Annotated in this window: 21 protein-coding genes and 1 riboswitch; of the genes, 10 read left to right on the plus strand and 11 right to left on the minus strand. The window is 62.7% G+C overall.

The features are described 5' to 3' along the window. Positions 1 to 33 precede the first annotated feature (33 nt). From J2857_RS20035 to J2857_RS20055, 5 genes are all read left to right on the plus strand, one after another. Positions 34 to 819 (plus strand): class I SAM-dependent methyltransferase, encoded by a 786-nt coding sequence (locus J2857_RS20035; RefSeq protein ID WP_041363904.1) that lies wholly within the window; start codon positions 34 to 36, stop codon positions 817 to 819. Between the two features lie 319 nt (positions 820 to 1,138). After that, on the plus strand, positions 1,139 to 1,642 hold the full coding sequence (locus tag J2857_RS20040; RefSeq protein WP_245363610.1) for an invasion associated locus B family protein: 504 nt from the start codon (positions 1,139 to 1,141) through the stop codon (positions 1,640 to 1,642). A 66-nt stretch (positions 1,643 to 1,708) separates the two neighbouring features. Continuing rightward, positions 1,709 to 1,960 carry a type II toxin-antitoxin system VapB family antitoxin gene (locus tag J2857_RS20045; protein WP_210011872.1) on the plus strand — a complete coding sequence of 84 codons (252 nt, stop codon included), beginning with the start codon at positions 1,709 to 1,711 and terminating at the stop codon, positions 1,958 to 1,960. Further along, the gene (locus J2857_RS20050) at positions 1,960 to 2,352 is read left to right on the plus strand and encodes a type II toxin-antitoxin system VapC family toxin (protein WP_210011873.1); all 393 of its coding nucleotides are present in this window, start codon (positions 1,960 to 1,962) and stop codon (positions 2,350 to 2,352) included. The genes J2857_RS20045 and J2857_RS20050 overlap by 1 nt, the downstream gene beginning before the upstream one ends. Positions 2,353 to 2,498: 146 nt before the next feature. Further along, the gene (locus J2857_RS20055; protein ID WP_281068631.1) at positions 2,499 to 5,600 is read left to right on the plus strand and encodes a response regulator; all 3,102 of its coding nucleotides are present in this window, start codon (positions 2,499 to 2,501) and stop codon (positions 5,598 to 5,600) included. A 134-nt stretch (positions 5,601 to 5,734) separates the two neighbouring features. Here the strand turns inward: J2857_RS20055 and thiD are convergent, their stop codons facing one another. The 3 genes from thiD to thiM are packed head-to-tail and all read right to left on the minus strand — an operon-like array spanning position 5,735 to position 7,970. After that, the gene (gene thiD / locus J2857_RS20060; RefSeq protein ID WP_210011874.1) at positions 5,735 to 6,538 is read right to left on the minus strand and encodes a bifunctional hydroxymethylpyrimidine kinase/phosphomethylpyrimidine kinase; all 804 of its coding nucleotides are present in this window, start codon (positions 6,536 to 6,538) and stop codon (positions 5,735 to 5,737) included. Beyond that, entirely contained in the window at positions 6,535 to 7,173 is a 639-nt protein-coding gene (thiE, locus tag J2857_RS20065) for a thiamine phosphate synthase (RefSeq protein ID WP_210011875.1), read from the minus strand. The genes thiD and thiE overlap by 4 nt, the downstream gene beginning before the upstream one ends. Beyond that, positions 7,170 to 7,970, minus strand: coding sequence for a hydroxyethylthiazole kinase (thiM, locus tag J2857_RS20070; protein ID WP_432420173.1), 801 nt, complete (start codon positions 7,968 to 7,970; stop codon positions 7,170 to 7,172). The genes thiE and thiM overlap by 4 nt, the downstream gene beginning before the upstream one ends. A gap of 50 nt (positions 7,971 to 8,020) precedes the next feature. After that, positions 8,021 to 8,116, minus strand: a riboswitch (TPP riboswitch). A gap of 112 nt (positions 8,117 to 8,228) precedes the next feature. Here thiM and J2857_RS20075 point away from each other — a divergent pair. Then, the gene (locus J2857_RS20075; protein ID WP_210011877.1) at positions 8,229 to 10,499 is read left to right on the plus strand and encodes a heavy metal translocating P-type ATPase; all 2,271 of its coding nucleotides are present in this window, start codon (positions 8,229 to 8,231) and stop codon (positions 10,497 to 10,499) included. Positions 10,500 to 10,727: 228 nt separating this feature from the next. Here J2857_RS20075 and J2857_RS20080 read toward each other — a convergent pair whose 3' ends face one another. Continuing rightward, positions 10,728 to 12,422, minus strand: a complete 1,695-nt coding sequence (locus J2857_RS20080; protein ID WP_281068632.1) for a glycoside hydrolase family 13 protein — start codon at positions 12,420 to 12,422, stop codon at positions 10,728 to 10,730. Positions 12,423 to 12,565: 143 nt separating this feature from the next. Here J2857_RS20080 and J2857_RS20085 point away from each other — a divergent pair, with 143 nt between their 5' ends. Both J2857_RS20085 and J2857_RS20090 read left to right on the plus strand, forming a co-directional pair. Then, positions 12,566 to 12,748: a hypothetical protein gene (locus J2857_RS20085; protein ID WP_210011878.1), complete on the plus strand. Its 183-nt coding sequence runs from the start codon at positions 12,566 to 12,568 to the stop codon at positions 12,746 to 12,748. A gap of 9 nt (positions 12,749 to 12,757) precedes the next feature. Next, on the plus strand, positions 12,758 to 12,985 hold the full coding sequence (locus tag J2857_RS20090; RefSeq protein ID WP_210011879.1) for a hypothetical protein: 228 nt from the start codon (positions 12,758 to 12,760) through the stop codon (positions 12,983 to 12,985). A gap of 76 nt (positions 12,986 to 13,061) precedes the next feature. On the opposite strand, the gene J2857_RS20095 is transcribed toward J2857_RS20090, so the two are convergent. From J2857_RS20095 to J2857_RS20120, 6 genes are all read right to left on the minus strand, one after another. Then, entirely contained in the window at positions 13,062 to 13,868 is an 807-nt protein-coding gene (locus J2857_RS20095) for a class I SAM-dependent methyltransferase (RefSeq protein WP_210011880.1), read from the minus strand. Between the two features lie 283 nt (positions 13,869 to 14,151). Then, on the minus strand, positions 14,152 to 14,922 hold the full coding sequence (locus J2857_RS20100; protein WP_210011881.1) for a gamma-glutamyl-gamma-aminobutyrate hydrolase family protein: 771 nt from the start codon (positions 14,920 to 14,922) through the stop codon (positions 14,152 to 14,154). Between the two features lie 77 nt (positions 14,923 to 14,999). Next, positions 15,000 to 15,329: a DUF6665 family protein gene (locus tag J2857_RS20105; RefSeq protein WP_210011882.1), complete on the minus strand. Its 330-nt coding sequence runs from the start codon at positions 15,327 to 15,329 to the stop codon at positions 15,000 to 15,002. 460 nt (positions 15,330 to 15,789) lie between these two features. Then, complete coding sequence (locus J2857_RS20110) at positions 15,790 to 16,863, minus strand: HlyD family secretion protein (RefSeq protein WP_210011883.1); 1,074 nt, start codon at positions 16,861 to 16,863, stop codon at positions 15,790 to 15,792. 46 nt (positions 16,864 to 16,909) lie between these two features. Continuing rightward, a complete protein-coding gene (locus J2857_RS20115) occupies positions 16,910 to 18,661 on the minus strand; it encodes an MFS transporter (protein ID WP_210011884.1) in 1,752 nt (583 codons plus the stop codon). Continuing rightward, positions 18,648 to 19,103, minus strand: coding sequence for a MarR family winged helix-turn-helix transcriptional regulator (locus tag J2857_RS20120; protein ID WP_210011885.1), 456 nt, complete (start codon positions 19,101 to 19,103; stop codon positions 18,648 to 18,650). Before J2857_RS20120 ends, J2857_RS20115 begins: the two co-directional genes overlap by 14 nt. 267 nt (positions 19,104 to 19,370) lie before the next feature. On the opposite strand from J2857_RS20120, the gene J2857_RS20125 reads away from it, so the two are divergent. Then, complete coding sequence (locus tag J2857_RS20125; RefSeq protein ID WP_046635934.1) at positions 19,371 to 19,574, plus strand: hypothetical protein; 204 nt, start codon at positions 19,371 to 19,373, stop codon at positions 19,572 to 19,574. Positions 19,575 to 19,779: 205 nt separating this feature from the next. Here J2857_RS20125 and J2857_RS20130 read toward each other — a convergent pair whose 3' ends face one another. Beyond that, positions 19,780 to 21,198 (minus strand): DHA2 family efflux MFS transporter permease subunit, encoded by a 1,419-nt coding sequence (locus tag J2857_RS20130; RefSeq protein WP_210011886.1) that lies wholly within the window; start codon positions 21,196 to 21,198, stop codon positions 19,780 to 19,782. Positions 21,199 to 21,446: 248 nt separating this feature from the next. Here J2857_RS20130 and J2857_RS20135 point away from each other — a divergent pair, with 248 nt between their 5' ends. Next, the gene (locus J2857_RS20135) at positions 21,447 to 22,256 is read left to right on the plus strand and encodes an IclR family transcriptional regulator (RefSeq protein WP_245363611.1); all 810 of its coding nucleotides are present in this window, start codon (positions 21,447 to 21,449) and stop codon (positions 22,254 to 22,256) included. The last annotated feature ends 76 nt before the right edge of the window (positions 22,257 to 22,332 follow it).

The following is a 22,332-nucleotide window of genomic DNA, read 5'->3' on the forward strand; positions in this document are numbered from 1 at the left end:
TTCCAAAGTAGTCTGACTGTCGGGGCGCCTATAATGAATTCAATGAACTCCAACTATTCCATCCGTGATGAAATCCGCGACTTCTGGTCGGAGAGGGCGGCGACGTTCGATGAGAGCGTGGGCCATGAGATCTTCTCGGAGGAAGAGCGCAAGGGTTGGCAACGGCTGATCCGCAAGCATCTGGGCGATGGCACCGGCCGTGCCGCGCTGGATCTCGCCTGCGGCACGGCGGTCATCTCGCATCTGATGAACGATGTCGGTTTCAAGGTCACCGGTCTCGACTGGTCGGATGCGATGCTGGGCCAGGCGCGCGCCAAGGCCAAGAAGCGCGGCGCCGATATCCGTTTCGTCTCCGGCGATGCGGAAAATACCATGGAGCCGAAGAACAGCTACGACGTCATCACCAACCGGCATCTGGTCTGGACGCTGGTCGATCCGCCGGCCGCTTTCGCGGAATGGTTCTCCGTCCTGAAGCCGGGCGGCAAGGTGCTGATCCTCGACGGCAACATGGGCAAGGAGACCTGGGTCAAAGGCCTGCAGAAGCTTTGGTCGAGGGTCACCGGCAAGCCGGCCGCAAGCCACATGACCCCAGCCATGGCAGCGCGTCACCAGAACATTCGCTCGCGCGTCTATTTTTCGGACGCGATGCCGGCGGAGGCGGTGGTCGATCTGCTGACCAAGGCGGGTTTCGTCAACATCGTCGTCGATCGAAAATTGTCCGACATCCATTGGGCCCAGGCACGCAAAATGCCGTTCCTGCGTGGCCTGGAGCGCATGGTGCAGGAGCGCTTCGCCATCTGCGCGACGAAGCCGGAATAATCTCCCGGCGTGGGGTGGCCCCTGGTGGCCACCTTTCGACCCATTGCAATATGCACAGCATTTACGGCCGCCTGACATGATTGTGACCGGGCTGTGACCGCGGGCGTCAACCTTTCACGGCTTTCCCCGAAACGTTGGGGCGGCGCAGAGTAACGCGGATCACGATCCGGCGGCATTCGGCCCCGTAGAGCGCCTCGTTTAGGGGCGCCGGCCCGATGCAATTAACCTCGTGATAACCGATCGATTTTTGAATGGGCTATCTTCCGCACGCGGCCAACGCTGCCGCGGCTCCCCTGCCATTGCCGACATGGAGACAAGATTGTCCATCAAGTTTTTCGCCCTCGCCACGCTTGCTCTTTCCTCAACCGCAGCGTCTGCACTTGCCCAGCCTACACCGAGTATGGTGAAGAAGTTCGACGCCTGGGGCCTCTATTCCTACAAGGGCGATGGCGGCACGACCTGCTACGTGCTAACCACCCCCACCCGGATGCAGCCCGCCACTGTCGATCACGGCGACAACTTCTTCCTCGTTGCGCCGAAGCCTTCCGGATCCGGCTTCTATCCGCAGGCGATCATGGGTTACGACCTCAAGGGCGGATCGCAAATGACGGTTACGGTCGACGGCCGAACCTTCGCCTTGGAGCCGAAGGGCAATTCCGGCTGGACGAAACAGGAGAGCACCGATGCCGCCCTCATCGCCGCGATGAAATCGGGAAGCAGCATGACGCTCGAGGCGGTCTCCCAGCGCGGTACGCAGACAAGCTACACATTCTCGCTTTCCGGCGTGAGCGCGGCGTTGGCCCAGGCAGGGCGTTGCAGTTGATCGGGTCTCGCTCGCTTTGTCATGACGGATGTGATATCTGTCATGACAAAGATCGGAGCGACGACCATGAACCTGCAGATACGGGATCCCCTTGCGCATGAACTAGCCCGCGAACTGGCAGAGAAACGAAAGATTACATTGACCGAAGCGGTGATAGTTGCCCTGAAAGCGGAACTGGAAAAGGAAAACTCCGCCCAGGAGAAGAGAGGGTCGCTCGTCGAACGACACGCCTTCCTGGCCGAAAAGCTGAAGGCCCTTGGTGCCGGCGAAGGCCGTGAGATGACCAAGGACGAGATTGATGAGATGTGGGGCCACTAGTGTTCATCGATACCTCGGTGATCGTGGCAATTCTTGCTCAGGAAGATGATGGCCCCGCCTGGTCGAAACGGATGGAGGGTGCCGAGCGTCTCCTGACGAGCCCGCTTGTTGTTCTCGAGGCGACGATGGTCCTGTCGACCAGGCGGACTGCCGATCCACTTGTGACCCAGATGGTGGTTTCGGACTTTCTCCGAAGCAGCGGCGTCGAGATCGTCCCCATCGATGAAACCGATGGCGAATTGGCGATCCAGGCTTTCCGGGACTACGGGAAGGGACGGGGACACCCGGCGCAGCTCAATCTGGCCGATTGCTTCTCCTATGCCTGCGCTAAAAACCGCGGCCTGTCGCTGCTCTACAAGGGCGACGATTTTGCCCGTACGGACCTTGTTTGAAACCCTCCGAACTGCGTCGAAAATAGCCGTAGGCGCCCATGGCTTTTTCGCAGTAATGCCCTAATTGACGATCGTCAAAAAGGCTGTCCCAGGTGATCGTTGTCATGTAAGACGGCAGCACAGCGCCTATCGCCGCCGAAAGCCCGATGATGAATCAATCGACTGCCGAGACAGCCTTTCTTTCCGATAACGGCGAAATGGCCCGTCTTATTGCGGCGTTCGATTGGGCGGGCACCTCGCTCGGTCCGATCGCCACCTGGCCGCAGAGCCTCAAGACGACGATTTCCCTGATGCTTCGTTCGCCGGTTCCGATCGTCACGCTGTGGAACGAGGACGGCGTGATGATCTACAACGACGCCTATTCCGATTTTGCCGGACGGCGCCATCCGGGCATCCTCGGCTCAAAGGTGCGCGACGGCTGGCCTGAAGTCGCCGACTTCAACGACAACGTCATGAAGGTCTGTTTCGCTGGCGGCACGCTTGCCTATTCCGACCAGGAGATGTTGCTCGACCGCTCCGGCGTGCCGGCCTCGGCATTTATGAATCTCTATTATTCCCCGGTCTATGACGAGGCCGGAAAGCCGTTCGGGGTGGTGGCGATCGTCGTTGAGAACACGGCCAAGGTGCGGGCCGAGCGGCGGCTTCAGGGCGAGGGCGAGCGTCTGAGGCTGATGTTCGATCAGGCGCCGGGCTTCATGGCCATGGTGAGCGGACCGGACCATGTTTTCGAAATGGCCAACGGCGCCTATATGCGCCTCGTCGGCGGCCGGGAGCTGCTCGGACGACCTATCCGCGAAGCCCTGCCGGAAGTGGCGGAGCAAGGTTTTTCCGATCTGCTGGATGAGGTTCGCAGAAGCGGCCGTCCACATCTCGGACAGGGGGTGAGCGTGCTGTTGGCGCGCCAGCCCGGCCAGCCGGCGGAAGAGCGTTTCGTGGATTTCGTCTATCAGCCGATTGTCGACGACGCCGGCCAGCCGACCGGTATCTTCATCCAGGGCAGCGACGTCACCGACCAGAAGAAGGCGGAGATCGCGCTTCTCAAGGAGACCCGGCATCTCGAGGTGCTGAACCGGCTCGGCGCAGAACTTTCCGCCGAACTCGACCTCGAAAAGGTGGTGCAGATGACCACCGACGCCGGCGTCGAACTGACTGGCGCGCAATTCGGAGCCTTCTTCTACAACGTCATCAACGACCGCGGCGAAAGCTACATGCTCTATGCGCTGTCCGGCGTCCCCCGGTCGGCATTCGAGAATTTTCCGATGCCGCGCAACACGGCCGTTTTCGCGCCGACATTCAGCGGCGAGAGCGTTATCCGCTCCGACGATATCATGGCGGACCCACGCTACGGCCGGAACGATCCGTATTTCGGCATGCCGAAGGGCCATCTGCCGGTGCGCAGCTATCTTACGGTTCCGGTGATCTCGCGCTCCGGCGAGGTGCTCGGCGGCCTTTTCTTCGGCCATGCCCAGCCCGGCCAATTCCGCGAGGAGCATGAGCGGCTGGTGGTGGGAGCTGCCGGCCAGGTAGCGATCGCCATCGACAATGCGCGGCTCTTCCGCGCCGCGGAGCGCGATCTTGCCGAACGCCAGCGCGCCGAGGAGGCGCTGCAGGCGTTGAACGCCAGCCTCGAACAGAAGATCGCGTCCGAGATTTCAGAGCGCCTGAAGGCGGAAGAGGCGCTGCGCCAGAGCCAGAAGATGGAGGCGCTCGGCCAGCTGACAGGCGGTGTCGCCCACGATTTTAACAACCTGCTGCAGGTGATTTCCGGCAATCTTCAGCTCCTCGCCAAGGACGTCGCCAGCAACCAGCGCGCCGGTCGCCGGGTGGAGAATGCACTTGCCGGCGTGCGGCGCGGTTCCAAGCTTGCAAGCCAATTGCTCGCCTTCGGCCGCCGCCAGCCGCTGGAGCCCAAGGTCGTCAATATCGGCCGGTTCCTCACCGGCATGGAAGAACTGCTGCGCCGAACGCTCGGCGAGGATATCGAGGTCGAGACGATCCGTTCCGGCGGCCTTTGGAACGTGCTGGTCGACCCCACCCAGATCGAGAACGCGCTGCTGAACCTCGCGATCAATGCCCGCGACGCCATGGAAAACGGGGGCAAGCTGACGATCGAGGCGGGCAACGCTTTCCTTGACGACAATTACGTGCGCCAGCACGGGGACGTGCCGGCCGGCCAATATGTGATGCTGGCGGTGACCGACACGGGCACCGGCATGACACCGCAGGTGATGGAACAGGTGTTCGAACCGTTCTTCTCGACCAAACCCGTCGGAAAGGGCACCGGCCTCGGCCTTTCCATGGTCTACGGCTTCGTCAAGCAGTCGGGCGGGCATATCAAGATCTATAGCGAGCTTGGCCAGGGTACGACCGTCAAGATCTATTTCCCGCGCGTCCAACGCAGCGAGGATCTCGTGACGGACGCTGATTTCGGTCCGGTGACCGGCGGCAGCGAAACCATTCTGGTGGCGGAGGATGACGAGCAGGTGCGTGCCACTGTCGTCGAGCTGCTCGGCGATCTCGGTTATGCCGTGCTGAAGGCGAAGGACGCCGCTGGTGCACTGAGTGTTATCGAAAGCGGTGTGCCAGTCGATCTTCTCTTTACCGACGTGGTGATGCCGGGACCGCTGAACAGCACCGAGCTTGCCAGGCATGCCCGCGAGCGGATGCCGGATATCGCCGTGCTGTTCACCTCCGGTTATACGGAAAACTCGATCGTGCACGGTGGCCGGCTCGATCCCGGAGTCGAACTACTCTCCAAACCCTATACCCGCGAGGCCTTGGCGCGAAAGATCCGCCACGTGCTGAACGGCCAGCAACATCGTAACCGGGTAAGGGCGTCGTTCGCAGCCAATCCGCCCGCCCCGCCGATCGGGCAACGGCCAGTTCTGCCGCGTTATTCGGTGCTGCTGGTCGAGGACGATTTCCTGATCCGCATGAGCACGGCCGATCTTCTGGTCGAACTGGGGCATGAGGTTTCCGAGGCCTCGACGGCAGAGGAGGCAATGACCATGATTGAGGCGCGCAGCTTTGACGTTGTGGTCACCGATCTCGGCCTGCCGGGTCTTTCCGGCGGAGAGTTTGCGCAGCAGGCGCGCAAGCTATCTCCCGATGTCGGCATCGTGTTCGCGACCGGCAACGACCGCATTCCCGACGAGGCGGCAGTAGAAGGCGCAGTGCTTCTGAAGAAGCCCTACGGCAGCCAGGAAATCGCAATCGTCTTCGAGAAGATTGCAGCGCAGAAGGGCTGAGAACTGGTCGTCACCTGACGATCATGTTCTCATCTTCAACTGCGAGAAAGCCGCCGGCAGCGCGCTTTTCGACGGCTCAGCATCAAGAGCTTTGCGCCCCGACGTGATCGGAGCCCTCCACCTTGAGAAGCGCCTCACCACCACTCGTAAAAATGCGATACCGGTCCGTGGCCGGTGCCGACGGCGAGGGCGCCAGCGGCGGCGATCGCGCCGGCGAGATAGGTCTTGGCGATCGCGACCGCTTCAGCCGGCGAAGCGCCCTTGGCGAGTTCCGCCGCAATCGCGCTCGAGAGCGTGCAGCCGGTGCCGTGGGTGTTGCTGGTCGCGGTGCGCTTGCCTTCGAACCAGTGGATGCCGGCGGCATCGGCCAGCACATCCGGGCTATCCTCGCCCTCCAGATGCCCGCCCTTCACCAATACCGCCTTGGGGCCGATCTTCAGCAGCCGCTCGGCCTGGTCTGCCATCTGTTCGCGGGTGACGGCGATCGTCTCGCCGAGCAGCGCTGCGGCTTCCGGCAGGTTGGGGGTGACGACGGAGCTAAGCGGCATCAGGCGGTAGGTGACGGCATCCACCGCATCGAGTGCCAGAAGCGGCGATCCGCCTTTGGCGATCATCACCGGATCGAGCACGATCGGCACGCTGTCCCGGTAGGGGCGCAATACGTCGGCGACGATCTCGGCGATCTCGGCATTGGCGATCATGCCTATCTTCACCGCATCGACGCGCACGTCGAGGAAGATCGTGCGGATCTGGTTTGCGACAAAGGCGGCAGGCACCGCGTGCACGCCCGTGACCCCCTGGGTATTCTGGGCCGTGAGCGCGGTCAATGCCGCCATCCCGTAGGTGCCGCGAGCCGCGAAGGTCTTCAGGTCCGCCTGGATGCCAGCGCCGCCGGAGGGATCCGAACCGGCGATAGACAGGACGTTTTTGATGGTCATGCGCGAGCCCTTTCGATTTCCGCGGCGATCCTGCGGGCCGCCGCTTGCGGATCGGGCTGGCCGCAGATGGCGGAAACCACGGCGATGCCCTTTGCACCGGCGGCAAGTGCCGGGCCGGCATGTTCCGCCTTGACGCCGCCGATCGCGACCGCCGGGACCGGCGCCATGGCGACGATGCGCGCCAGCCCGTCGAACCCGATCGGCTGCTTGTGGTCCGGCTTGGTGTCGGTCGCAAATACCGGGCCGATGCCGACATAATCGACGATCGACGGATCCACCCGCCGCGCAAGGTCCTCGGTTTCGACCGAAAGGCCGAGGATCATGCCTTGGCCGGCGCGCTGCCGCGCCATCGCCGCGACCATGTCGCTCTGGCCGACATGCAGGCCTTCGGCGCCGACCGCGATCGCTGCCTCCACGTCGTCATTGATGATGAGAGGCACGCCGGTGCCGGCTAGCACTGCCTTCAGCGCCCGGCCGGTTTCGATCATTTTTGCCGTATCCGCCTGTTTGTCGCGGAGCTGGACGATGGTGGCGCCGCCGGCGACCGCAAGCCTTGTCGTCTCGACCATGCCGAACTCGCGGCAGAGATCCGGGTCGAGGACGAGATAGACGGAAAGGTCGAACATCTTGGTCATGCCGGGACGGTCCTTGCCTGGGCATCGAGCGACTCACCGGTCAAGGCCGCGAGGCGGTCAAGGAAGATGGGGGAGAAGAAGCCGGGGCCGGAGGCGGTAACGGCTGCTTCCTCGCCCGCGACGGCGAACATGGCAAGTGCGGCGACCGTTGCCTCGAAGGGCTTGTCCGTGCTGGCCGCAAAGGCACCGACAAGGCAGGTCAGCGAGCAGCCGAGCGCGGTGACGCGCGGCATCAGGGCCGAACCGCCCAGGATGCGGACCGAGCGGCCGCCATCGGTGACGAAATCCACCTCGCCGGTAACCGCCACCACGCAGGCCTTCCGCTGGGCGATGGCAATGGCCGAGCCTTCGGCCGCGATGACGCTGTCGCCGCTATCGACGCCGTGGCCGCTCGACTGGCTGCCGGCCAGCGCGATGATTTCCGAGGCGTTGCCGCGAATGACCGTGGGCTTCAGTTCCATGAGTTCGTTGAGTGCGGTGCGGCGATAGGCGGTTGCATAGTGGGCGACGGGATCGAGCACCCAGGGTCTGCCTGCATCGGTTGCGGCCGCGGCGGCGGCCTTCATGCCGGCCAGGAAATCCGGCGACAGGGTGCCGATATTGATCGTCAGTGCCGCTGCGATGCGGGCGAATTCGCCGGCCTCTTCCTTTGTGTGCACCATGGCGGGAGAGGCGCCGGCCGCAAGCATCACGTTGGCGGCGATATTCATTGCCACGAAATTGGTGATGTTCTGGACGAGCGGATTTTTGGCGCGCATCGCGGTCAACAGCTGGCCGGGGGTCTGTCCAAGGGGCATTGTCGTGTGCATGTCTGCCTCGTTCGGCGGGGCAGGCGCGGGGCGCAATGGTGAACGCCCGGACGACTCCCTCCGCCAGCATGATCTGGTTCAGGTTCTAAGGGTGCTTCTCAGCCCGGCTTTGCCGGACGCCCCTGTCTTCACCATGGCTTACAGCAAAGATAATGCGCTTCGCCAGTGATTTTTTCTGGATCGGGCCTTGCAGCTCTAGTCGCTAGAGGTTGTAGGGAGGAGGCTCGATCCAACGGGAATGAGACGATGAACGCGACGACACAGGCACGATACAAGGTCGGCGGCATGGATTGCGCCAGCTGCGCGACGAAGATCGATACGGCCGTGCGCCGCATGCCGGGCGTCGAGGAGGTGTCCGTTTCGGTCGCCTCGGGCACGATGATGGTGAAGCACGACGGCACGGGTGATTTCGTCGCGATCGAGAAGAAGGTGACGGGGCTCGGGTATACGCTGAGGGCGCTGGGGCAGAAGGCTGGAGAGGATGCGAGGCGGCGCGGCATGCTCCCTGCGATCTCCCCCCTTGAGGGGGAGATAGGCCAGCGGCGCGACCACCACCATAATCACGATGGCGGGCATGACCACGCACATCACGATCACCACCAGAGCCCGACAGAGATCGACGGCCTGCATGGCCACGATCACGGGTCGATGGAAGGTCCGTGGTGGAAATCGCCCAAGGGCCGGCTGACGATCCTGGCCGGCATTGCGTTGACAGCCGCTTACGGGATCGGTCATCTGGTGCCGGCCTATGACGCCTATATCTTCACGGCTGCAATGCTGATCGGCCTCGTGCCGATCGCGCGCCGCGCCATCATGGCCGCACTCGCCGGCACGCCGTTCTCGATCGAGATGCTGATGACCATCGCCGCTGTTGGCGCGGTCGTCATCGATGCGTCCGAAGAGGCGGCCGCCGTGGTCTTCCTGTTCCTCATAGGCGAATTGCTGGAAGGGATCGCGGCCGCCAAGGCACGGCAGAGCATCCGGAGCCTGACGGCACTGGTGCCGAAGAACGCGCTTCTCGAAGAGAATGGCCAGGCCCGCGAAGTGCCGGCGGAAAGCCTTGGCGTCGGTGCAATCATCCTCGTTCGTCCCGGCGATCGTATTTCCGCTGACGGCGTGATCGTGGCCGGCGAAAGCGCGATCGACGAAGCGCCGGTGACGGGCGAAAGCACGCCGGTCTCCAAGGGCATCGACGACACGGTATTTGCCGGCACGATCAACGGCGATGGCGCCCTGCGGGTTCGCGTGACGGCGGCGGCCGAAGACAATACCATCGCCCGCGTGGTGCGGCTGGTCGAGGAGGCGCAGGAGAGCAAGGCTCCGACCGAACGGTTCATCGACCGTTTCTCGCGCTATTACACGCCGGGTGTCGTTGCGGTGGCCGCTCTGGTCGCCATCCTGCCGCCGCTTGTCGCTGGCGCATCCTGGAGCGAGTGGGTCTACAAGGGCCTGGCGATCCTGCTGATCGGCTGCCCCTGTGCGCTGGTCATCTCGACGCCGGCGGCGATCGCCGCCTCTCTGTCGTCAGGCGCCCGCCGCGGCCTGCTGATGAAGGGCGGCGCGGTGCTCGAAACGCTCGGCAAGATCACCGCCGTCGCGCTGGACAAGACCGGCACGCTGACAGCGGGTAAGCCCCAGGTGACAGACGTCATCGCCTTCGGCCGCAACGCGGAGGACGTGCTGCGCTTTTCCGCAGCGCTCGAAACCGGCTCCAGCCATCCGCTGGCCGTCGCGATCCTTGCCCAGGCTGCCGATGACGAGGTGGAGGTTCCTGCCGCGATCGATGCCAGGGCGCTTGGCGGCAAGGGCGTCACGGCAGTCGTCGAAGGCCAGGAGGTTTTTCTCGGTTCGCCCAAGGCCGCAGCCGAGCGGGTGTCGCTGCCGATGGCCCATTCCCGGCGGATCACCGGCCTCAACGACGAGGGCAAGACCGTCTCGGTGCTGATCGTCGGCGAGGTTCTGGCCGGCGCCATCGCCATGCGCGATGAGCCGCGTCCCGACGCCAGGGCCGGCCTCAAGGCGCTGACCGATGCCGGCATCAGGACCGTCATGCTGACCGGTGACAATGCCCGCACCGCAACCGCGATCGGCAAGGATCTCGGCATCGAAGTACGCGCCGAGCTGATGCCGGAAGACAAGAGCCGCATCGTCGGCGAGCTGAAGCGCGAGGGTTACGTCGTCGGCAAGGTCGGCGACGGCATCAACGACGCCCCGGCGCTCGCCGCGGCCGATGTCGGAATCGCGATGGGGGGCGGCACCGACGTCGCGCTGGAAACAGCAGACGCCGCAGCGCTGCATGGCCGGGTCGGTGATATCGCGGCAATGATCGAGCTGTCGAAGCGGACGATGCGCAACATCTACCAGAACATCTCGATCGCGCTCGGCCTGAAGGCGGTCTTCCTGGTGACCACCATTATCGGCCTCACGGGATTGTGGCCGGCGATCCTCGCGGATACCGGGGCAACGGTGCTGGTGACGATTAATGCGCTGAGATTGCTGCGGGTGAGGAGGAGCTAGTCACCAGCCTGCCGGAGGCTGTGCAAGACACTGTCGTGTTGCAAGATAAGGCAGCGTAAATGGATAGGCTGACATGCGCACCAACAAATCCATCACCCTGACGCTCGGCAAACAGCAACAGGGTCTCGATGCCATGATGGAATCGGGGGACTACGAGTCCGCCAGCGAGGCGGTACGCGGGGCATGGATTTTCCCTCTGACTGGTCCGCGGATGACTGACGCGCCTTTTCAAGGCTCCCGCGCCAGAACCGCAAAAGCCTCATAGGGCTTCAGCGTCAGGTATTCGCCCAGCGCATCCACCAGTTCATAGTTCGAGATCAAGCACTCGCCCGACATCCTCAGTTCACCCGGCAGCTCGATCGTCACGTCGCGGGCCGCGAAATTGGCCACCACCACCAAGCGTTCCTTGTCGAGCGTTCGCGAATAGACGAATACATTCGGGTGGCTGTCGAGCCAGCTCTGATAGAGCCCGTAGACGATCACCTGATGGGCTTTGCGGAGTGCGATCAGCTTGCGGTAGTGGTTCCAGATCGACTTTTCGTCGGTCATCCCGCGTTCTGCGTTGATCGTCGAGTAATTGGGGTTCACCTCGATCCAGGGCACGCCTGTCGAGAAGCCGCCGTAAGGGGCGGCGCTCCATTGCATCGGGGTGCGGGCATTGTCGCGGCCGTTCTCGTTGGCGCCCTTGATGAATTCCTCCGGCGACAGGCCGGCCTCGACATGGAGGCGATGCATGTTGAGCGTTTCGATGTCGCGATACTGCTCGATCGTGGTGAACGGCACGTTGGTCATGCCGATCTCCTCGCCCTGGTAGATGAAGGGCGTGCCCTTCATCAGGTGCAGCACGGTCGCCAGCATCTTGGCCGATTCCACCGGATAACCGGTCGCGTCTCCATATTTGGAGACGGCGCGCGGCAGGTCGTGATTGCCCCAGAACAGCGAATTCCAGCCGTCGTCGGAAAGTGCATATTGCCATTTGCCGAGCACCGATTTCAGCTTCACCAGATCGAAGGGTTTCGATCGCCATTTGCCATAGACTTCGTCCCATTGCTGGGTGACGTGCTCGAACTGAAAGATCATCGACAGTTCGTGGCGGTTGCGGCCGGAGTAGAGAAGCGCTGAGCCGGGCGTCGCGCTCCAGGTCTCGCCGACGGTGAGGATATCGCGGTTGCGGAAGGTTTCGCGGTTCATTTCCTGCAGGTAGTCGTGCAGGTGCGGGCCGTCATGGATGATCGCCTGGTCCACCTGCTTGCCGATATAATCGATGACGTCCATGCGGAAACCGGCGATCCCGCGCTCCAGCCACCAGTTCATCATCTTGTAGATCTCGGTGCGGACTTTCTGGTTTTCCCAGTTGAGATCCGGCTGGCGGGTCGAAAACAGGTGCAGGTAATATTCGCCACTTAGGTTATCGAGCGTCCAGGCCGGACCGCCGAAGGAGGACTTGAGGCCGTTGGGCGGCCCGCCATCTTTTGCCGGTTTGCGCCAGATATAGAAGTCGCGGAACGGATTGCCCGGCCCCCTGCGGCTCTCGACGAACCACGGATGTTCGTCCGACGTGTGGTTGACGACGAGGTCGAGCACGAGACCTATGTCGCGCTTTCTCGCCTCCTCCACCAGCATGTCGAAATCGGCAAGCGTGCCGAATTCCGGGGCGATGTCCTGATAATCGGAAATGTCGTAGCCGTTATCGTCCATCGGCGACTTGTAGATCGGCGAGAGCCAGATCACGTCGATGCCAAGCGATTTCAGATAGTCGAGCTTGGAGGTGATGCCTGGTATGTCGCCGATGCCGTCGCCATTCAGGTCGCAAAAACTGCGCGGATAGACCTGATAGACGGTGGCGGTATGCCACCACTTGCGTTCTATCGGCAGCGTGGCCTGCTGCATAACGGCTGCAAGCTGATCCTGAAAGTTGTTCATCGAAAGCCCTCCCTGCCTCTCAACCTGTTCGAACGCGAGAGCGCGGCGCGGGGTTCCTGACCCAAGGTGGCAACTCTTCCGATGGAACATCGGGACTCTCCGTTGGTTAGACCAGTGGCAAACCTGAAGAAAGGAGGCCCTTCATGAGCAGCAGACTTCCCCCGACGCCCTCGGAAAACCTGAGCCACAAAGGCTCCGGCGAACAGACCCATGCGTCCGATATCAAGCGTGGCAGACTTCAGCCGGCGAACGATCCCGGAAAACAGGGCCAGCAGGGCAATACCAAGGTCAACACGACCCATCAGGGTCATCAGCAGGACCGATAGGGAGTTCCCATGTCGACATCGACCAAGACGCCTGCGAGCATCCGCCAGGGCGGGCCGGGCGCATCCCATGAAAATGCCCCCAATGCGAAAAAGGGTGTACCGCTCGAGGTAAAGAAGCCGCCGGCCGACGACGACCAGCGCTCCAGGAGCCGCGTCTCCGGCGGCGGCGGCGAACGCGACAGCCACCACACCCATGATGCGAAAAAGAAGGGCGGACAGAGCCATTCGGCGCACTGAGCCGCCGCATCGGGCTGATGAAGAAGCGCCCTTCCGGTGGAAACGCCGGGAGGGCTGTGTTCGTGCCTCGAGGCGATCAGGCGGCGGGCACGACACCCCGGCAGGCCCAGGCGACGGAGACGAACGAGCGTGGGCCGTCGGGCTTGCCTGCCTCATAGGCTTCCCTCACGGCGGCATCGGTTTTCGAGCGCAAGACCGGTTCGAGCGACGCGACATATTTGCCGAGCGGTCCTTCGCCGGCGGCGATCGGTCCCCAGTAGTCGTCGAAGGACTCGAAATCCATTCGGATCATCAGGGAGACCTCCGCCACATCGACAAGACCCTGCCGGATAAAGCTTTGCTTCATCTCGCCCGGCCGCATCATCGGCTGGAAGAAATGGTGGCTTCGCATCTGGCGGGCATTGTCGTCCAGCATCGACACGGTGTCCCACATCATCCGCATCGCGGGCATGCCGCCGAGATGATCCCAGACGGTGGCGGCGACCACGCCGCCGGGACGGACGACGCGCCGCATTTCGGCCACGGCCTTGTCTGCTTCCGGTACGAAATGCAGGACCAGAAGCGCCATCGCCCGGTCGAAATATCCGTCTTCGAACGGTAGTGCGCAGGCATCCGCCTGGCTGATCGTGATCCTCGGGTCCGTGTTGCGGCGCTTCGCTTCTTCAACGAAAACGGGCGAATAGTCGATCGCGGCGATCTCGGAGAGATTGGCTGCTTTCGGCAGCGCAAATGTCAGGCTTCCGGTGCCGCAGCCGACGTCGAGCACCTTTTCTCCATCTTTAAGACCGGCGAAATCGATGAGCAGTGGTGCCAGCTTCTGGCTCCAGCGTCCCATCAGCTGCTCATAACCGCCCGCGCTGCGGACATTGAAACTCGATGTCATGACGCCCTCCCAAAGCTTCCGGGGTGCAGGCTATCCCTGGCCTTCCCAATTGCCAAGACGGCAGAACGGGCTATGCGGCCCGGTTGAGACACCGCGTCGATGCGGGCGGGATGCAATTGTGCTGCGTGTTTGGCCGTGGCGGATCGGCGGCGGCCTTGTCCACTGTCGTGGCACTGAAGATCAAAGTGATGAGCAACACCGAGCTTCGGAACAAGCAGCTGCGCTACTGCGGGTGGCTGGCGCAGCTCTTCGACGACGGTAATGCGAGGTAGCGATTTTCCGTCTAAGAGCCGGTCCTGCGTGCCCTGACGGCCTCGCCAAAAGCCTCGAAGAGGGCACGGTTGATGGGGTTGATCTGCGGATCATATTCGGCGTGCCATTGCACGCCAAGGGCAAACCCTTGCGCTTCCTTGAACCGGATCGCCTCGATCGTGCCGTCTTCCGCCACTCCCTCGACGACGATGCGGTTTCCCAGTTCGTCTACTCCCTGGCCATGGAGTGAATTGACCCGGATCGTCTCGCGGCCGAGCAGGCGGGCGAACACGCCGTCCGGGATGAGCTGGACGTCATGGCGATCGGCGAAGACGACGGTCATGTCCGGATGGATCTCGCCGTTTTCGAGCCGCGGCATGCGGTGGTTCATGCGTCCGGGCAGTTCACGGATCTCCGGGTGCAGCGAGCCGCCGGCCGCCACGTTCATCTCCTGAAAGCCGCGACAGATGCCGAATACCGGTATGCCGGCGGCCACGCAGGCATTGATCAGCGGTAGGGCCACGGCATCGCGGTTCTGGTCATAGGGCTCGTGGCGGGCATGCGGCTCGGTGTTGAAATGGCTCGGATGGACATTGGCCCGGGCGCCGGTCAACAGGATGCCGTCGACGGTATCGAGCAACGTCGGGATGTCGGTGATGTTCGGATTACCGGCGAACATCAGCGGCAGGGCGCCGGTGACTTCGGCGATTGCCCTCAGGTTCTGCTCGCCGACGAGCTGGGCGGAAAAGCGGTTTTCGACATTATAGGTATTCCCGATCACGCCGATCACGGGTCTGGTCATTGCTTAAATCCATCTTCCAGCCGCAGTGCTTCGATAGAGGCCTGCGGGCATTTTCAAATCTCACTTGCGGCCGGGTTTCACCTGCGGACCGCCCCGACCCTTGAAAGGACCTCGCCCGGGATCGCATAACGCTTGACGATTTCGCGATTGTTTCGAAGCCCGCAGATCTCGCGCTGGATGAACAGCCCCCAGACGGCATCCGCGGCATCGTCGCAAAGGCTCTTGCGCCGTGCGTCGCCGTCTCGTTCCGGGTTCCACGCATTCAACGCGGCGAGTGCCTCTTCCACCTTGAGCCCCGCTCGGCCGAGCGCTGCCGCTCGCTCGGACTGCAACTCGTATTCCAGCACGTTGAAGCCGGTATTGGTGAAGCCTGGCTGATAGAGAGACTGGGGAGGACGGACGCTCATGGAGATACCTAGAGTTTCCGGCAATGTTAGCCAATTGGTGCGGCGCGTCAAATGGGGAATGACGCTCCACGGCCATTTGCAGGCAGTATGGATACGACATCGGGAGGCGTCGCCGGGAATGGGGAGAAGCACCCTGGTCATTTCCGATGCGGGCAGCTGCAAAGCAGGCTCCCCTCGCGCTGCAGTGCTTCGATCAACTTGGGATGCGGACCGTCGCAACACCGGGCGGAGATTGCGTGCAGTGCCAATAACAGCAGCATATTGAAGTTCCGGTATTCACGAGGACCGGAGCACTACAGGCCGAAAAGCGGGTGGCGTCCACCCGTTTCATGCGCCCCGGCCATCAAGATATGGCCGGGACTGAAAAACAAAACGCCCCGCGCCAAAATACTGAACAGGCGCGGGGCGTTCTCCGTCGGATCGCCGAAGGGCGGGATTCGCGGATCGCGGCGGACGGCGATCAGCGAATTTCCGCTGCCTCCACTGGGGCCGCGCCGCCTTGCGCGAGGTCTACGCGTGCGACCACCGACATGCCAGGGACGAGCCTGTCGGTGAGCGGCTGTTGCGGCTCGATGGCGATCCGGACCGGGATGCGCTGGGCAACCTTGGTGAAGTTGCCCGTGGCGTTGTCGGCCTTGATGACCGAGAACTCCGAACCCGTGGCCGGGGCGAAACGCTCGATCCGGCCAGTGAATCTCTCATGGCCGAGGGCATCGACCGTAAAGGTCACTTTCTGGCCCGCGGCCATGCCGCCGAGTTGGGTTTCCTTGAAATTGGCGACCACCCAGACATGCGTAGGCACGATCGAGCCGATCTGGGTGCCGACCGAGACATATTGGCCGATGCGGCCGGCGACCTCGCCGAGCGTGCCGTCCTGCGGGGCTGTGATGCGGGTATTGGCAAGGTCGATCTCGGCGAGTTTTACCGCCGCCTTGGCGCTTTCGACATTGGCTTCGAGTGACTTGCGGCTGACGATGATCGTATTGAGATCCTGTTCGGCGACCAGTTCGGCGGCCTCCGCCTGGTGCACCGCGGCCTGGGCCTGGTTGAAGGCGGCGCGGGTCTTTTCCGCGTCGCTCTGGGTGGCGATGTTCTTTTCGAGGAGGCTCTGGGTGCGGTCGTAGGCGGTCCTTGCGGCATCGAAGGCAGCGTTGGCGCTTTCGACGGCGGCCTCGGCGGACTGGATCTTGGCTTCGGCCGACTTGCGGCTCTGTTCGGAATTGGAGAGCGACGCTTCTGCCGTCGCCAGTGCCGCTTTCGCCTGTTCGAGCTTCTGGGCGTAGATGCGGTCGTCGATCCTGGCGATCAGGTCGCCTTGGTTAACCCGCTGGTAGTCCTGGACCGGCACTTCGGTAAGGTAACCGGCAAGCTGGGGGCTGAGGATCGTCACCTGGCCGCGCACATAGGCGTCGTTGGTGGTCTCGACCGAGCCGTGGAAGGGCGGCAGGTTCCAGGCATAGAGCACGACGACGATGCCCGCGGCGCCGATGGCGAGAGCCACATAGGTGGCGATGAAGCGGAAGATCTTGGACATGGCAGTTTCGTTTCTTGTTTTTCGTTCCGGGGATCTGCTCTGGGCATCAAGCGGCGGCAGGCATCGGATTGCGGGTTGGCGAAAGCCGGTGACGGTTGCGCCAGGCCACGTGGAGGAGAAGGAGGCCAAGCGCTGCGAGCGAGGCCCAGGCGGTGAGCAGGAAGGAGTCGTTGTAAGCGAGCGCATAGGCCTGTTGTTGCACTTGCTTGGTGAACAGGGCGGCACCTTGGACCACCTGCTGGTTCGGGTCGGTCAGCACCTTGCCATAGGCGCCGCCGAGCTGTTTCAGGCGGGTTGCGACCAGCGGATCGGTGGAGGCAAGCTGCGAGACCAGGCGGAAGGAGTGGAACTGCTCGCGCCATTGTACGAAAGTGCCGTAGAGCGCGCTGCCGAGATAGCCGCCGATCTTCTGGGTGGCGAGAAAAACGACGATGAAGGACAAGATGTAGCTCGGGCCGCGCTTCATCGCCGCTCCCAGGCCGATCGTCAGCGCCGGCGGCAGGAAAAGACCGCCCGCGAAGCTGACCAGGAACTGGCTGAGATACATCTGTTCCGGGCGGGTGAGGATGGTCGACTGGCTGTCCATATAGCTGCCCGCCGCGACAAGCAGCAGCGAGACCGCGTGGATCAGCGGCTCGCGGCCAGGCTTCATGATCATGGCGCAGACGACCCCGGAAATCACGGCCCCGGCGAGGATGACCCAGTAGAGCCCGGCCATCTGCTCGTTGAGCATGCCGGCATTGCGCAGGAAATTGACGGCGCCGCTGGTCTGTTCGGACAGCACGAGGCGGGAGACCATCAGCGCACCTGTGAAATGCAGGATTTCCCGGGAGGTCAGCCAACGGATGTCGACCAGGTGGTTCTTACGGTTGAGTTCGATCGCCGCAAAGATCGCCGAGGCGGCGATGCCGGCAATGATCATCCAGGCGAGCCAGTCGACCGCCGTCCACCAGTAAAGCTTGCCGACCGTGAGCACCACGGCAAAACAGCCGAGCCCGATGGCGAGGAAGATGTAGCTGACGACATCGAGGCTGCTGATCACTTTCGCACGCGGCGGGGAGGCGAGCGGCAGCACGTAGACGAGGCCGAGCGAGACCATGGCCAGCCCCATCTCGACGAGATAGAACGCGTGATAACCGCCGATATCCAGGAGATAAGGCGAGATGATGCCGGTCACCGGCGTGGGAAGGGCAAGCGCCGTCAGCGAGGCGCAGAGGCCGACGCTCATCTTCTTTGCCGGGGAGACCGGCTCGAGAATGTAGAGGAAGCCGAGCGATGTCATCGGCGCGGCGGCAACGCCCGCGAAGAAGCGCAGCGCCAGCGCGCTCTCGTAGCTGTCGACCCAGAAATGCGCCAGGCACACCAGCACATAGACGACGATCGCTACCTCGGCGAAGTTGCGCAGGCCATATTGGGCCCGCACCTTGAAGAGCAGCAGCGTCAGGCTGGCATTCGGGAAGAGATAGGCCGCCATCAGCCAGGTGGCTTCCGTCTGGGTGAGGTCCATCGGGCCTGCGATCTGCTGCTGGTTGGTGGAGATGAAGCTCATGCCGAGCCCTTGCGTCAGGGCGATCAGCGTGCCGGCCAGCATATAGGCGGCGATCATCATACGTGACTTGGGGATGAAGACCGGCGGCGCGGCCGGAGCAGGCGTGGAGGGGGCAGGCGCGGAGGGAGATGAGGGTTCGGGCGGCGCCTTGACGGCCTCAACGGTTTCGGCCGGCTCCGCGTTTTTGCGGAAATCCGGCCGAATGATCGTTGCGTCCTCCTGCCTTGCTACCGCGTCACGCGAGGACATCGACGTCCTCCAGCTCGCCGATATTGGCGGTGATGCGCTCGAACAGCGCCATGGCGACATGCACCTGACCGGGATCGATATCCTGGAAGATCTGCTCGCGCATGCGGTCGGCGATCGAGCGGACGAGGCCGGCCTGTTCCTCGCCGTGGGCGGTCAGGAACAGAAGCTTGACGCGGCGGTCGTTGGGGTCCGACCGGCGTTCGATCAGGCCGTTCTCCTCCATCCGGTCCAGCAGACGCACCATGGTCGCCTGTTCGAGCTCCAGCTCGCAGGCAAGCTCGCTCTGCGTCATGTTCTGCTTCTTGGCGAGGCGGAACAGGGCGCGGGCGCGCGGATAGGTCAACCCATGCGCCGTCACCTGCTGATTGAAGGCCGTGCGAATCTTACGGCTGACCTTGGTCAGCGCTTCGAAGAATTCGGATGTGATCGGATCAGGTCTCATCGTGAGCTTAAAGTTAGCGTGCTAAGCTTTGCGATTATTAGTTAGTGCACGAACTAATTTGTTTCAAGGGGTGGCGATGTGCCTGGCGCAGATTTCGCAGAGGGCGACGAAGGGAGGCTGCAAGGGCGTGGGGTAATCGGTGAGCGTCGTACGCCCTCAATCCGCGATACTTTGCCGTCCATGATGGAATTAACGTCCCATTAACCATGGGTGGCTAGAAATGTTGGGGCGCGAATGACCTGCGCGCCTAACCTCTATGGGATCAACATGTACGTTGTATCGGTGCTCGACAATGGCGACCAACGGACCTTCGTGTCCGAAAGCCTGAAAATATTAGACCGGATCGTCTACGCCACCATCTGTGGGTCTCCAAAGCAGTTCCTGCTTTCGGAGGTCGTTGACATCGTCCCGGTCGACGCAAAGCCCACCAAAGCTCCAACGACACGCAACGTCGCCTCGCTGATCCAATAGTCCCTTGGGACTGGACTGACCGAGGAGCGAAACACTTTCGTAACCGTGAACCGCCCACAGGCGCGTCCGTGACCATGAAACATGGACGGGCTGCCCACGCGCGCCTGCTCACGTTGGCTGCAACCGATCACACACGGGTCTCAGCCACGGAGGGCTCGCCGGCCAATGTCGGCGAGCTTTAACCCTGTTACAACGGCCCGCCTCGTTACTCCGCCGCGTCGGCCCGTTCGGCCGCGATCGTCTCCTTTGCGTCCTTCATGCGGCCCGCGAGCACGTCGCCGGCGGTCTCGGACAGGCGCAAGAAGGAGAAGCACGAAGATCCGGAAATGATCGCGATCATGATGAAAGACATCGCGAAGGCGAAGTTGGTCAGCGTTTCGGAGCCGCCAGAAAAATAGTGCAAGAGCATCGCCGACATCGCCACCCCGGTACTCTGGGCGATGCGCTGCGCCATCTGCGACAGCGACGTCGCGTGACTCATCTCCGGGTCTTCGGTTTCCGCAAATGTCAGCGTGTTCAGCGACGTGAACTGCAAGGCCCGGAAGAAGCCGCCGAGCAGAATGATGACCACCATAACGGTCGGTGCCGTGCCGGGCGTGAAAGTGGCGAGCAGCGCCATCGAGGTGCTGGCGATCAATGCGTTCCAGAAGAGCACGCTGCGGAAGCCGAAACGACGCAGGATGCGCCTCGTCATGGTTCGCATGCCGAAGGCGCCGATCGTCGAGACGAAGGTAATAGCCCCGGATTGCAGCGGCGTGTAGTGGAAAATCTCCTGCATCAGCAGCGGCAGCATGAAAGGTAGGGCGCCCATGCTGATCCTAAACAGCGAGCCGCCTGTGACGCTCGATCGGAATGTGGGATACCGAAAAAGTTTGAGGTCGAGAATGGCATCCGGCGTTTTGCGCGCATGGCGGATGTAGAGGCCGAGCAGGGAGAAGCCGACCACAGCCAGGACCAACGCGCTGGAATTCATGCCGCGGGCGAAGGAATCGAAGCCGAAGATGACCGCGCCGATGCCGGCGCCGGTGAGGATGAAGCCCGGAAAATCGAAGGACGTGCGTTCTGTCGGCGGGATTTTCTCGATGAGCGCAAGCGTCAGGATGATCGCCACAATGCCGATCGGGAGGTTGATCCAGAAGATCCAGTGCCACGAGCTGATGCCGGTGATGAACCCGCCGAGCAGCGGCCCGATCGCCGGTCCGACGACGGCCGGCATGCTCATCAGCACCATGGCGGAAACCAGTTCCTCTCGAGGTACCGAGCGCACCAGGATCAGCCTTGCCGTCGGCAGCATCAGTGCACCGCCGAAGCCCTGGAGGGCGCGGGCCGATATCAGCATGGTGAGGCTGGTCGCGGCGGCGCAGAGCAGCGAGGCGAAGGTGAACAGCGCGATCGCCGAGCAGAACACCAGACGGGCGCCGAAACGATCCGCGAGCCAGCCGCTCAGGGGCAGAAATACACCGAGCGACAGCATGTAGACGGTGATCGTCGAATGCAGCGCAAGCGGCGGTTCGCCAAGTGCGTCGGCAATCGTCGGCAGCGCCGTGGCGATCGCCGTCGAATCGATCTGCTGCATGATGAGGGCCGATGCGACGATCAGCGGCACGGTCTTGCGGGTGTCCAATTTGGTAGCTTTCGGTTCAAGTCTTTGTTTCGTAAGGCCGGTTCCTGGCGGGCCACCAAGCCGCGCGGTCACCGGTGGTGTTTCCGCTTGCTTCCGTCGTCGTCGTGTGTTCTTCTATACGGAACATCGGTCCAAATAGAGTAATCCCTTGGACATTGAGCTGTCAACGGCGCTTTTGCAGTCGCCTTGTCGATGGCGTTGTGTGATCCGGATGTGTGCCGCGAGCTGTCATGGGAGCGACAACCGAAATGAAGGCCACTGGCATCGAAGAGGACAGGCAGAAGAGTAGGCTCTCCTCGGTTTCGATGGCGATCCGCATCCTCAAAGCCTTCGAAGGCGACGATGCGGAGATCGGGATCACCGAACTCGCCCGCCGTCTCGGCATTGCCAAAAGCACCGTCCATCGCCTGGTAGTGACGCTGATGGCGGAGGATTTCCTCGAGCAGAATCATGACACCGGCCGGTATCGGCTGGGGCTCGGGCTTTTCGGTCTCGGCTCGCTGGTGCGCAATCGAATGGACCTTTCGACCGAAGCGCGCACGCTTTTGATCGACCTGAGGCAGGAGACGGACGAGACGGTGCTGCTTGCTGTGCCGGCCGGGCCGGAGATCATGTATATCCGCGTCCAGCCGTCCCGGCAGGCGGTGCGCATCAGCGCTGAGATCGGCATGCGCGCGCCCTATCATTCGACGGCAGCCGGCCGGGCGATGCTCGCCTTCCAGCCGGAAAGCCGCATTGCTGCGCTCACTAGGGCCCTCTTGCTGCCGCGAACCCCGAAAACCATCACTGATCCCGACAAGTTGCAGAAACTGCTCGGCAATATCCGTCGACTTGGCTACGCGGTGGAAGACGAGGAGAATGAACTTGGCATGCGCGCCATTGCGGCACCCATCCACGACGCCCAGTCGGAAGTGGTCGGCGCCGTTGCAGTCGCCGGTCCTGTCCAGCGCCTGTCGCTGAAAAATCTCAACGGTTTTGCCGAACCGCTGCTGGTCGCGGCACGCGCCATCTCCGCCCGCCTCGGGCATCGCGGCTCGCTCGGATCAGGCGATTCCTGACGCGCGGCAGCCGTGACGATTTAATGTTCCAGAAGGGTTGCCGCAGATTGGGTGCGCTCTAGGTGAATCGTTGAAC

Origin of the sequence: Neorhizobium galegae, from assembly GCF_017877055.1 — a bacterium.
In the GTDB taxonomy this organism is placed as follows: domain Bacteria; phylum Pseudomonadota; class Alphaproteobacteria; order Rhizobiales; family Rhizobiaceae; genus Neorhizobium; species Neorhizobium galegae_D.